This window comes from Paraburkholderia tropica, from assembly GCF_014171495.1.
GTDB classification, from domain to species: Bacteria; Pseudomonadota; Gammaproteobacteria; order Burkholderiales; family Burkholderiaceae; genus Paraburkholderia; species Paraburkholderia tropica.
The window spans coordinates 694,543-706,536 of sequence record NZ_CP049137.1; the positions used below are offsets into that span (position 1 = coordinate 694,543).

Here is an 11,994-nt window from a genome sequence, read left to right on the forward strand (position 1 = left end):
TATCCCAATGGCCATTTTGGTGGTGAACAGGCAACGATTTGAGCCTGGAAGCTAGAATTTACTTTAACTTGCCGTTAGACTCCCAAAAGACTTGCTGGAGAGTCTCCACGTGGAGATTGAGCGTGGTGCACTTCTCCGTTGAACTTTGCATGGAGAACCGAATGGGTCTGGTCATCGCCGTAGCGAACCAAAAGGGTGGGGTCGGCAAAACCACCACCAGCATGAATTTGGCTGGTGCATTTCAAGCCGAAGGCTACAAAGTCTATGTCGCCGACGCCGACGGCCAGCAATCCTGCATGAGCTGGTGCGCGGCTGCGGGTCCGGAAACACCGCTTCCATTCCGCGTCGGTAGCATCAACAAGCTCGAAAAGATGATCGGGCCTGAAATTGCCGCATTGGCGAACGACTACGACGTCGTCATCGTCGACTGTCCGCCGAACATCAACGATCTCACCACCGCGCGCGTCCTTGCTGTCGCTGATGCAACCGTCATTCCGACTGACGCTTCTCCGATCGACATCTGGAGTAGCGAAGGGATGATGGAGTTGGTGGAGCGCACGCGCGTCGCGAATCCGGCCGGGAAATTCGCAATTTTGCTGAATAAATCGAATTCGAAAACGCTCCTGCATACGCAGATGAGCGCAATCCTGGCTGAGAGCAACGTTCGCGTGCTCGCTGCCACGGTCAAGCAACGCGAACTGTATCGTCAGGCCGCTGCACTCGGGCGCACCGTCTTCGACGTGCGGGGCGTTCGCGGGACGAAGATCGCCAAGGACGAGATCACGGCCGTCTACAACGAAATCATCGCGCTCGTTCAGGAAGAGGAGGTGGTCGATGGCAACTAAGCTCAATTTCACGAGCAAGGTTCGCGCGGGCATGGCGGTCGAGCGCGCTTCGGCTGGCGAGCGTCTGGCCGATGGCGACGTCGTCGGCATCGCGCAGCGCGACGCGGGCGCGGCCCCCGCCCCCGCCGAACAGGCTACAGCCCCGACCGCGCCACAAGTCGCACCGCAACCGGAGATCGCCGCAGTCATCGAGACGGTGGCAACCCATGCCGTGACGCGGATCTCCGTCGATGACGTCGTGTCGAATCCGTACAATCCGCGCGCGTTCTATAGCGCCGAGACGATCGATGAACTCGCGGAGAGCTTCGCGAGCCAAGGTCAGATTACGCCGATTCTGGTCACGCGCCTGCCGCAGTTCCCCGGTAAATACGTGATCGTCGACGGTGAGCGCCGGATTCGCGCGGCCCGTTCGCGCGGCGACAAGCTCATCGATGCCGATGTGCGTGACGGCCTCGACAACCAGAATCTCTATCTGCGCGCGTATCACGCGAACAAGGAGCGCGAAGAGCAGACCGTTTTCGACGACGCGCTTGCATGGAAAAAGCTCCTCGACGACGGCGTCTATGTCGATCAAACCGAACTGGGCGTCGCTGTGGGCGAGGACCCGAAGCACATCAGCAAGGTCATTTCGCTGACGTCGCTGCCGCCGTATCTGCTTCAGCGCATGGCGCAGAATCGTCAGGACATTGGCCTCGGGCATGCCTACAACATCAAGCTGATTTTCGATCGCGCGGGTGCGAGCGTTGCCGAGCATTGGCTCGAACAGGTAATCGAAGGGAAGGCGAGCGTGCGCAAGCTCGAAGCCGCTGCGTCGGCCGAGGCGGGTGCTCGGCGCGTGGGTCCGCGTCGCACGCATTATCAATCGCGCGTGCAATTCAGCCGTCCGGACGGTGTGGCGCTCGGCGAACTGAAACTGTTCGGCGACGGTCGCGCGGAGTTGAACCTCAAGGGCATCGCTGCAGCGGATCAGCAGCGCCTGGCCGAACGGATGAAGGCGGTCATCGACGAATGGGCGTCGGAAATGGAGCCCGTCGCCGTCGGTTGAGCGGGCGTCTGGCAATAATTTCGCACTAGACGCACGAGGAAGAGGGCAGGGCCGTCAGGTGCCTGCCCTCTTGCGTTTCCAGGGAGGTTTGCGTGCTTTCGCATCGATTTTCCGCGTCTTGTGACGGCGAGGGTCGAATCCGTGGAACACCGACCGATCATTTTGAAATCGCCGAAAACCCCGTCAAATCAAGGGGATATGAGACAATTCCTAGAATGTTTCACGCTCAGACGCGTTTCGCTGAGGGTCAAAGTGGGTTTATCCGCACCAAGCGACGCTTCCCGGCGCTCAAGGCATTGAAGTGTAATGATGTGAATGTATTTTGTAGTTATCTGAACATTTATGCGCGAATTACCCGTGGATTGACAATTCTCGCTGCCTACGCCATGCTTGTAGGAATGAACCGTCGCCAATGCCCGATTTCGCTGATTATTCGCACCATTCCTCGAATGGTGGGTTAGCGTACGACTGGCAAAAACGACAACGACCCGCCCCACGAGGCGGGTTTTTTATTTCCGCCTCCTGGCTAAACAAGTATCACAAGAGACAGCACAGGAGCCGTCATGCAGGCCAATTCGCGCCAAACCGCAGTCCAAGCCGACGCACACCACCCGCAGCAGACCGATTACCTCCGTTTGATCCTCACCGCGCGCGTCTATGACGCGGCCCGCGAAACCGAGCTCGAACCCGCGCCGAACCTCTCCGCGCGCATCGGCAACACGGTGCTGCTCAAGCGCGAGGACAACCAGCCGGTCTTCTCGTTCAAGCTGCGCGGCGCGTACAACAAGATGGCGCATCTTTCGCCCGAGCAGCGCGAACGCGGTGTGATTACCGCGTCGGCGGGCAATCACGCGCAGGGCGTCGCGCTGTCGGCGGCGCGGCTCGGCGTGAAGGCGGTGATCTGCGTGCCGGAAACCACGCCGCAGGTGAAAGTCGACGCCGTGCGCGCGCACGGCGGCCAGACCGTCGAAGTCGTGCAGGCGGGCGAGTCCTACAGCGATGCCTACGCCCACGCCGTGCGTCTGCAGGAAGAACGCGGCCTGACCTTCGTGCATCCGTTCGACGATCCGCACGTGATCGCCGGCCAGGGCACCGTCGCGATGGAAGTGCTCAGCAAGCATCAGGCCCCGATTCACGCGATCTTCGTGCCGATCGGCGGCGGCGGTCTGGCGGCGGGCGTGGCCGCGTACGTGAAGGCCGTGCGCCCGGAGATCCGCGTGATCGGCGTGCAGACCGACGACTCGTGCGCGATGGCGCAGTCGCTGAAGGCAGGCAAACGCGTCGAGTTGAGCGAAGTCGGCCTGTTCGCGGACGGCACGGCCGTGAAACTCGTCGGCGAGGAAACCTTCCGGCTGTGCCAGCAGTATCTCGATGAAGTCGTGACCGTCGATACGGACGCGCTCTGCGCCGCGATCAAGGACGTGTTCCAGGACACGCGCAGCGTGCTCGAACCGGCGGGCGCGCTGGCCGTGGCGGGCGCGAAGAAGTACGCCGAGCGCGAAGGCATCGCGGGCCAGACGCTGATCGCGATCACGTCGGGCGCGAACATCAACTTCGACCGCATGCGTTTCGTGGCCGAGCGCGCCGAAGTGGGCGAGGCGCGCGAAGCCGTGTTTGCCGTGACGATCCCCGAAGAACGCGGCAGTTTCAAGCGTTTTTGCGAACTCGTCGGCACGCGCAGCGTGACCGAATTCAACTACCGTATCGACGACGCCGAGCGCGCGCATATCTTCGTCGGCGTGCAGATCCGCAATCGCGGCGAATCGCGGCAGATCGCGCAGACCTTCGTCGAGCACGGTTTTCCGTGCGTCGATCTCACCGGCGACGAACTCTCGAAGCAGCACATCCGCTACATGGTCGGCGGACGTTCGCCGCTCGCGCACGACGAGCGGCTGTTCCGCTTCGAGTTTCCGGAGCGTCCGGGCGCGCTGATGCGCTTCCTCTCGTCGATGGCGCCGAACTGGAACATCAGCCTGTTCCACTACCGCAATCAGGGCGCGGATTACAGCTCGATTCTGGTCGGGATTCAGGTGCCGGCGGCGGAAGACGCGGAGTTCCGCCGCTTCCTCGCCACGCTCGGCTATCCGCATTACGAAGAGACGCAGAATCCGGCGTATCGGTTGTTTCTCAAGTAATTCGACATCCTGAGTACTTGATGAGTGTTCCCGAGCCTCTTGCTCGACGCGCTGCGAGGCCGGGAACACGACGCCGCAATTCGCGGCAAAATATCGATTCGATCTTCCGCTGGATTCCCGCACTCCCGTTCTTCAGGCGCCTCACCATGAATCGAATCGATCCCACTGAAATCACCGGCTGGCACGCTCACATTTATTTCGATGCCGATACGCGCGACGCCGCGTGGGCCTTGCGCGAAATCATCGACGCGCGTTGGGGCAATACCGTGCAAATCGGTCGTTTCCACGAGCGTCCGGTTGGGCCGCATCCGATGTGGTCGTATCAGCTCGCGATCGCCAACGCGGACTTCGCCGACGTCTTTGCATGGCTTACGCTTAATCACGGTCGTTTCGACGTATTCGTGCATCCGAATACCTCCGATTCTCTGCGCGATCATCGCGATTCCGCGGTGTGGATCGGCCGTTCGCACACGCTCAATCTCGGCGCATTCGGCGTGTGAGATTTCTTCGCGCACGTCGCGACAGCAACACATTGCGCTGATCCGTTGGTTCGGATGCCAAATAAAACGCGCTAATCGTGTGAATAATAAGTCTTTAAAGCGGCCGTAAAGAGCCGCACAAATTCCGCCAATGGGCACGCTGTGCACCACAATAAATCGCGCCAAACGACTCAATAACGACGTAATTTTTACCGCTAAACCACAGTTAAAGCGACGCTAATTCGTCAGTCGAAACCGGTGCGTCAATTCGCTGTTCCAGCCCTCTTTGCATTCCTGCATAATCGCGCGTTTTGCCGGAAAAGCCCGGCAGAAACGCGTTCCGACGCTCTCCCGCAGCAATGCTCAAGTTCATTCGTGTTCTGCCGTTAGTCAGGACGCGCAATCAATTTTCTGCAATCGAATGGCGTTGCCGGATTGAAAGCTGCCGAACGATGTTCGCATCGTGACGCAGAGGGAGTAAGGGCATGAATGGACGCGCCAGCAATAACCGGCATTACACCGGCCGGGGCGACTTCTCGAATAAACAACAAAAGGCTTGTCATGCGGTTTTCCACACTCAAACTCGAAGCGGCTGCCGTGCTGGCCGCTGCGCTTCTCGCTGCTTGCGGCGGCGGCGGTGGCGGTGATTCGTCCGCCTCGTCCGGCTCGTCGTCCACCAACTCGTCCGGCAGCAGTTCGTCGCGCTCCTCCGCGACCAGCGTGCCGACCACGTCCAGCTCGGGCTCGAGCGATGTTGTGCTGCTCGCGCCTGCCGCCACCGCCACGACGTTGCCTTCGGCCAGCGGCAATGCGACCACCGACGGCATCGCCTGGCTGAACGCCGTGCGCCAGAACGTCGGCCTCGCCACGCTGCCGACCGACGCCGGGCTCGCCACGGCGTCGCTCGACCACGCAACCTATCTGGTCGACAACCAGACCTACGGCCATACCGAAGTCTCCGGCAACACCGGTTACACGGGCGCATCGCCGTTCGACCGTATCCAGGCCGAAGGCTCGTACTCGATGATGGGCGAAGTGGTGGTGGCCGGTCAGCCCGCCGCGTTCAACGACAGCCTGTCGCCGGTCGAAACGCTGTTCGACGCGCCGTTCCATCGCATCGTCATGCTCGCCGACTTCACGCTGATGGGCGTCGGCTCCATGCAGAACGCGAGCTGGGAAGCATTCAACATCGACTTCGGCAGCAAGGGCGCCGACACGATGTCTGTCACCACGCTCGTCGCGTATCCGTACTCCGGCCAGCAGGGCGTGCCGACGAGCTGGTTCTCGAACGAAGATCCGAACCCGTTCGCGAGCCAGCCGACTTACGAAAATGCGACGGTCGGCTATCCGGTGACGATCCAGAGCGCCTTCGGCACCACGCTCAGCTCGTTGAACTTCACGATTACGTCGGCGAGCGGCGCGAGCGTTTCCTGCCTGCCGCAGACGCCGCAAACCACGCCGTCCGAACTCAGCAACGCGGCGATGTGCGTGCCGTACACGGCGCTCGCGAGCGGCACGACCTACACGGTGCAGGTGACCGGCGTGCTGACCGATTCGTCGAGCAAGACGTACTCGATCAACGTGGCGTGGACGTTCACGACGGCGGCGTCGGGCATCGCGCATTCGGCGGTGCAAAGCACGCAAAGCCGTCCGCTGCCGAAGTTCTGATCGCCGCGAACGCAGCGCGCAGCACGTAACACGTAGCACGCAGCAAAACAAAGGGGCCGCATCGAGCGACCCCTTTTGTTCATGTGCGCGCGTCGAGCGCGCGCGATCTTGCCGTGCAGATTGCGCGACTCAATGCCCGAACGATTCGGTTTTCGCCGCGCGCGTCGCTTCGATCGCCTGCGGCCGGGCCGCCGGTTTCACCAGCAGCGCCGCGCACGCGACCAGACCTGCCACGGCGATCGTCGCGAAGATGCCGGCGAACGAGAAATGACGGCGCGCGAGTTCGGCCACGAGGAACGAGCCCGCGATGCCGCCGAAGCGTCCGATGCCGAGCATCCACGCGACGCCGGTGCCGCGGCCTTGGGTCGGATAGAAGGCGGCGGCGAGCGCGGGCATCGACGACTGCGCGGTGTTCATCAGCACGCCGGCCACGAACACGATCAGCACGAGCGCGCCGACGTTGCCCACCGCCTGGCCGATCAGCCAGACCGACAGCGCGGTGAGCGCGTAGCAGGCCGCGATGATGCGATTGGCGTTGAAGCGATCCATCAGCACGCCGCACAGCACCGCGCCGATGCCGCCGAGCGGGAACAGCGCGGCGATCAGCGTCGCGTGCGCGGGCGGCAGGCCGGCGTCCTTGAGCAGCAGCGGCATCCAGTTGATCGACGCGTAGAAGATCACGAGGCCCATGAAATAGGCGATCCACAGCATTACCGAGCCGATCAGATAGCGGGCCGAGAGCACCACGCCGAGGCCCCTGCCTTCTGCGTGCGGCGCGGTTTCGGTCATCGTGAACGACTGGGCCGCGAGCGCATCGGCGGAAATGCGCGCCAGCGCGGTGCGGATGCGTTCGGCCGGTTTCGCGTTCGCCACCATGTAGCGCACCGACTCGGGCATGCGCAGCGCAAGCGGCACGGCCAGCACGAGCGGCGTGACGCCGCCTAGCACGAGCACGCTGCGCCAGCCGAAGTGCGGGATCATCCACGCGGCGAGAAAACCGCCGAACGCCGCGCCGAGCGGGAAGCCGCAAAACATCAGATTGATGATGGTCGCGCGGCGATTGTCGGGGCAGTACTCGCCCATCATCGTGACCGCGTTGGGCATCGCCGCGCCGAGCCCCACGCCCGTGACGAAGCGCAGCCAGGTCAGATGGTCGATGCTGGTGGCGAATGCCGAGCCGAGGCACGCGATGCCGAACACCAGCACCGAGCCGAGCAGCATCGCGCGGCGGCCGAGCCGGTCGGAGAGCGGGCCCGAGGCGAGCGCGCCGAACGCGAGGCCGAACAGCGCGGCGCTGAGTACCGGCGCGAGCGCGGGTTTGGCGATGCCCCATTCGCCGAGCAGCGACGGCGCGATGAAACCGATCGCCGCCGTGTCGAAGCCGTCGAGCAGGACGATCGCGAAACACATCGCGAAGATGAACCACTGGAACGGAGAAAACGGATGCTCGTTGAGAAACGTCTGAACGTTGACGGCGGGACTGCGACTCATGAATGTCTCCTCGTTGCGTGAGCGCGCGCGTGGGTTCGCGCGGAGCACGCTTCTTATGCTTGAAATGCCGAGCACGAATAGTACGCTCGTGCGTGCGCGGCCGATATCGGGGACATTATCGAGTGAGGGCGGCGGGCTGGCGCGCGAGACGCATCCGCGAGACGGTGCGCTTCGTATCTTTGCAGACGGCCGGTGCGCGCAGGACGGGCGCGCCAACCCGAACGTGCGCGAGCGTGTCGAACACACCATTTGTTGGCGTGTCGAATCAGCATCGAGCCTGGCGTAGTCTGGAGTAGCGATCTGGCCTGGATGGCCAAAGGAGTCCGACGTGAAGATCCCGGCGTTTTTCCCCAAGGCGCGCACCGGCGCGCTCGTTCTCGTTGCCGCCACCGTTGCGGTGGCCGCCGCGCTGCCCGCGCGTAGCGCCTTCGCGCAGATGTCCGCCGCGGACGATCTGCGTTCGCCGCAAAACGGCCTTCAGCTGATGCCGGACGCCCCGCGCGGCAGCGAATATCCCACGCACGGCAATCGTCAGGCGGGCGAGTTGCCGGTCGGGCCCACCGATCCGCGCGGCCAGTTGGCCAACGGTCTGCCGAACAATGCGCAGGCGGGCGGTTACGGTGCGCCGCAAGCGGGCGTGCGCACGTCGTCCGGTATGTAAGGTGGCGCGATGCTCGGGTCAATGCCTCCGCGCTAGATCCGTCCGGGCAGCCAGGCGAGGTGCGCTTCAACGCTCTCGCCGGGCGCGAGCACGGTGCCGCCCACGTCGAGCCGGCCCGCGAGTCCGTCGAGTTGCAGATTCAGCCAGTCCGTCGTGTTGCTGACGGGCTCCGCACAGAACCACGGCAATCCCGCCGCGCTATAGAGCACGAAGTAGTCGAGCGGCGCACTCGCGCGCAGCGTGAGGCGCCGCCCTTCGGCCGGCCACTCGATCAGCGCCTCGCGACGCCAGCCGGAAAAATTGTTGTCGAGATCGAATTCATCGACGACGAGACCGTCTTCGAGCGCCTCCACGGCCGGATGCGCGCTGAGCGTGACCGGCAGCACCTCGGCGTCGATCTCCCACATCGCACGCACGCGCGCGGCGATGCGCGTGCCGGGCGGGCGCGGATAGTACGGGTGATGGCCGAAGCCGAACGGCATGGCGCGCGTGCAGAGATTGCGCGCCCACAGCCGCACGGCGAGCCCGCTTTCGTCGAGCGTGATGTGCTGGCGCGCCTCATAGCTGAACGGCCAGCCCTCGCCGCCGCGCGCGGGCGCGTCGTGCACGAAATGCAGCGTGACCGAACCGGCGTCGCACGATTCGACGTTCCACGGCCGCCGCCACGCATGGCCATGCAGCGCGTGACGCAGCGCGCCCGTGCCGCTCGGCAGATCGATCATCTCGCCTTCGAAGCGAAAGCGTCCGTCGCGGATGCGGTTGCAGTACGGCATCAGCGGAAAACTCGCCATGCCGAGCGGATCGCATGCGTCGAGCGCCTCCGCTGTCGCGGGGCGCAGCCAGTGTTGCGCGCCGTGGATCGGATCGTCGTCATAAAAGGCGGCAATCGAGCCGCCGACGTGCGGGGCGATCAGCGCGCGCGAGGCGCCATGCGCGAGCGCGATGAGCTGGTTGTCGTCGAGCGCGGCGGCGTCGAACGGCGTTGGCGAGGCGGCGCGGGCGATCGAGGCCCGGCGTGGCGAGGAGGCGGTCAAAGGCGCGGTCTCCGGAAGCGGGAAAAGCGGGGAAGAAGCGAGTCGGAATAGTCGTGTACTTATTACTAATAAAAAATAATATAGTCGCGATCGATGAGAGATGGAGAGGATGTCGTATGGCGACTTACGCTAATTGTTTGACCTAAATATTAGTGCTACGCTTCGGCCCAACAGCGCGGGCCCGGCCCGCGCCGCCTTCCGGCCGCCATGCGGCGAAGCGTGACGCCGTTCGGCAACGCGCTTCGCGGCACGCCTGGCGGCTCGATTTGCGGACAATCCGCACGATCCGCGGCTCACCTCGCATCCGATGAAAAAATCGACCCAGCGCCGTCCGACCATGACCGATATCGCGAAGACCGCGGGCGTGTCGCAATCGACGGTCTCTCTCGTTCTCAATGGCGCGGTCGGCGCCAAGCTCTCCGAGGCCACCCGCAACAAGGTCCACGAAGTCGCGCAGCAACTCGGCTATCAGTTGCCCGTGCGCGCCGCGCAGCCGCCCGCGCGCGCGGGCGATCGCAACCTGATCGTCTATGTTGCCGACGAGGTGTCGACCAGTCCGCATCCGGTCGTGAGCATCGACGGTGCGCGCGACGCCGCCTGGAACGCGGGCTGCGTGCTCGCCGTGTTCTCCACGCACGGCAACGCGCAGATGGAGCAGCAGGTGTTGCAGACGCTCGCGATGCCCAACGTGCTCGGCGTGATCTACGCCACGGTCTACACGCGCAAGGTCGCGGTGCCGCCCGCGCTGCTCAAGGTGCCGGCGGTGCTGCTGAACTGCTACGCGTCGGACCACGCGCTCTCCTCGGTCGTGCCGGCCGAAGTCGCGGGCGGTCACACGGCCACCGACTATCTGATCGCGGCGGGTCACCGGCGCATCGGCTTCATCAACGGCGAGACCTGGCAGGACGCTGCGAAGGATCGCCTCAAGGGCTATCGGCAGGCGCTTGCGACCGCCGATCTGCTATTCGACGAGCGCCTCGTGCGCGACGGCGACTGGAGCCCGGATCAGGGTTTCGAGCTCACGCTCTCGCTGATGCGCGAGCCGCAGCCGCCCACGGCCATTTTCTGCGCCAACGACCTGATGGCGATCGGCGCGATCGAGGCGCTCAAGCAACTCGGTCTGCGCGTGCCCGAGGACGTCTCCGTGATGGGTTACGACGACCAGGAAATCGCGCGTCACACGCACCCGGCACTCACCACGGTCGTGCTGCCGAACTACGAGCTCGGCCGCTGGGCCGTCGACACGCTGCTCCAGGAGGAGCAGAACCGCAGCGCCGGCGCGCCCGTGCGCCATCGCACCGTCAAGCTCGACGGGCCGCTCATCGAGCGCGCCTCGGTCTGTGCGCCCAGCACCGCCGCGGCACCCGTGAATACCCTCATTAATATCTCCTGATTCCGACTGGTAATATTAGTTGAAGCAGTGGCCGTAATATCCGTCGCACGCACCATGCAGATGCGTGTGGCGGAGATCAGGAAGACAGAAAGACAACAAGGCAGCGGGAGGGCGCGCAGCCCGTACCGTCCACGTCATTTCACCGCTTTGCATGGGACCGCCCCAAGAGCCTCAGTGCCCCCGCGGTCAACAGGAGACAGCCATGCGTCATCAACGAATCCAGTCCGCCCTCTTTGCCGCCGGTCTGTGCGCGGCGCTTGCCGCGTTCGCTTCGAGCAGCGCCTATGCGCAGTCCGACGCCGGCGCGCAGAAGGTCCAGGCCAATTCCAGCGAGACCTGCACGAATCCCAAGCCGTCCAACCTGAAACTGAGCGGCATGGTGGTCGGGTTCTCGCAATCGGAGAACGAACAGAATCCGTTCCGCGCGACGGAAACGGCTTCGGTGCGCGCGGCCGCGAAAGCGGCGGGCGTGAAGCTGCTGTATACGAATGCCAACGCGAACCAGGCCAAGCAGGTCGCCGACATCGAAAGCATGATCAATCAGGGCGCGCAGGCGCTGATCGTCGCGCCGAACGACTCGACCGGCCTGCAACCCGCCTTCGCGCAGGCGCGCGCCAAGGGCATTCCGGTCGTGACGATCGACCGTCAGACGGCGGGCACGGTCTGCGAGGATTTCATCACCTTCCTCGGCTCGGACTTCTACAAGCAGGGCGAGCGCGCGGCCAAGGCGCTCGCGGACGCGACCGGCGGCAAGGCCGTGATCGCCGAAATCCAGGGCGGCTACGGCAACACGGTCGAAAGCCAGCGCACCGACGGTTTCGCGGCGGGGCTCAAGGCCTATCCGAACATGAAGATCGCCGCCGCGCAGACGGCCAACTGGTCCACGACCGAAGCGCAGAAAGTGATGGAGCAGATCCTGCTCGCGCATCCGGACGTCGACGCCGTCTACACGCACGCCGACACCATGACGGTCGGCGCGATCACCGCGCTGCGCCAGGCGGGCAAGCTCAAGGGCGTGAAGATCGTGTCGATCGACGGCACCAAGGAAATCGTCACCGATATCGATCAAGGCAGGGTGGCGGCGGACGTCGAAACCAATCCGCGCTTCGGGCCGCTCGCGTTCAAGTCGCTCGAGGACTGGCTCGCGGGCAAGCCGGTCGCGCAAAAGCAGATCATGGACGACGCGCTGTTCGACAAGACCAACGCGAAGCAGTCGCTCGCGGCGGGCAAGGTCTACTGAGCG

Annotated in this window: 12 protein-coding genes; 9 read left to right on the top strand and 3 right to left on the bottom strand. The window is 64.1% G+C overall.

What is annotated here, in order from left to right:
- Nucleotides 1-161 precede the first annotated feature (161 nt).
- The 5 genes from parA to G5S35_RS33570 all read left to right on the top strand — a co-directional run bounded on the left by parA (nt 162) and on the right by G5S35_RS33570 (nt 4,525).
- On the top strand, nt 162-845 hold the full coding sequence (parA, locus tag G5S35_RS33550; protein WP_065059904.1) for a ParA family partition ATPase: 684 nt from the start codon (nt 162-164) through the stop codon (nt 843-845).
- Nucleotides 835-1,890, top strand: coding sequence for a ParB/RepB/Spo0J family partition protein (locus tag G5S35_RS33555; protein ID WP_124262180.1), 1,056 nt, complete (start codon nt 835-837; stop codon nt 1,888-1,890). Before parA ends, G5S35_RS33555 begins: the two co-directional genes overlap by 11 nt.
- Nucleotides 1,891-1,982: 92 nt before the next feature.
- Nucleotides 1,983-2,351 carry a hypothetical protein gene (locus G5S35_RS33560; protein ID WP_183040607.1) on the top strand — a complete coding sequence of 123 codons (369 nt, stop codon included), beginning with the start codon at nt 1,983-1,985 and terminating at the stop codon, nt 2,349-2,351.
- A gap of 102 nt (nt 2,352-2,453) precedes the next feature.
- Entirely contained in the window at nt 2,454-4,025 is a 1,572-nt protein-coding gene (ilvA, locus tag G5S35_RS33565) for a threonine ammonia-lyase, biosynthetic (protein ID WP_183040608.1), read from the top strand.
- A gap of 146 nt (nt 4,026-4,171) precedes the next feature.
- A complete protein-coding gene (locus G5S35_RS33570; protein WP_065057933.1) occupies nt 4,172-4,525 on the top strand; it encodes a DOPA 4,5-dioxygenase family protein in 354 nt (117 codons plus the stop codon).
- 365 nt (nt 4,526-4,890) lie between these two features.
- On the opposite strand, the gene G5S35_RS33575 is transcribed toward G5S35_RS33570, so the two are convergent.
- Nucleotides 4,891-5,235 carry a hypothetical protein gene (locus tag G5S35_RS33575; RefSeq protein ID WP_124262788.1) on the bottom strand — a complete coding sequence of 115 codons (345 nt, stop codon included), beginning with the start codon at nt 5,233-5,235 and terminating at the stop codon, nt 4,891-4,893.
- On the opposite strand from G5S35_RS33575, the gene G5S35_RS33580 reads away from it, so the two are divergent.
- Complete coding sequence (locus G5S35_RS33580; protein ID WP_183040609.1) at nt 5,225-6,172, top strand: CAP domain-containing protein; 948 nt, start codon at nt 5,225-5,227, stop codon at nt 6,170-6,172. The two genes, G5S35_RS33575 and G5S35_RS33580, sit on opposite strands and share 11 nt — an antisense overlap.
- 129 nt (nt 6,173-6,301) lie before the next feature.
- Here G5S35_RS33580 and G5S35_RS33585 read toward each other — a convergent pair whose 3' ends face one another.
- The gene (locus G5S35_RS33585) at nt 6,302-7,663 is read right to left on the bottom strand and encodes an MFS transporter (RefSeq protein ID WP_183040610.1); all 1,362 of its coding nucleotides are present in this window, start codon (nt 7,661-7,663) and stop codon (nt 6,302-6,304) included.
- Nucleotides 7,664-8,060: 397 nt separating this feature from the next.
- On the opposite strand from G5S35_RS33585, the gene G5S35_RS33590 reads away from it, so the two are divergent.
- Nucleotides 8,061-8,324 carry a hypothetical protein gene (locus G5S35_RS33590; protein WP_065057941.1) on the top strand — a complete coding sequence of 88 codons (264 nt, stop codon included), beginning with the start codon at nt 8,061-8,063 and terminating at the stop codon, nt 8,322-8,324.
- Between the two features lie 32 nt (nt 8,325-8,356).
- Here G5S35_RS33590 and G5S35_RS33595 read toward each other — a convergent pair whose 3' ends face one another.
- Nucleotides 8,357-9,358 (bottom strand): aldose 1-epimerase, encoded by a 1,002-nt coding sequence (locus G5S35_RS33595; protein ID WP_321859124.1) that lies wholly within the window; start codon nt 9,356-9,358, stop codon nt 8,357-8,359.
- A 307-nt stretch (nt 9,359-9,665) separates the two neighbouring features.
- Between G5S35_RS33595 and G5S35_RS33600 the strand changes: the two genes are divergently transcribed.
- Both G5S35_RS33600 and G5S35_RS33605 read left to right on the top strand, forming a co-directional pair.
- Nucleotides 9,666-10,751 carry a LacI family DNA-binding transcriptional regulator gene (locus tag G5S35_RS33600; RefSeq protein WP_082991687.1) on the top strand — a complete coding sequence of 362 codons (1,086 nt, stop codon included), beginning with the start codon at nt 9,666-9,668 and terminating at the stop codon, nt 10,749-10,751.
- 202 nt (nt 10,752-10,953) lie between these two features.
- Entirely contained in the window at nt 10,954-11,991 is a 1,038-nt protein-coding gene (locus G5S35_RS33605; protein WP_110330081.1) for an ABC transporter substrate-binding protein, read from the top strand.
- Nucleotides 11,992-11,994 lie beyond the last annotated feature (3 nt).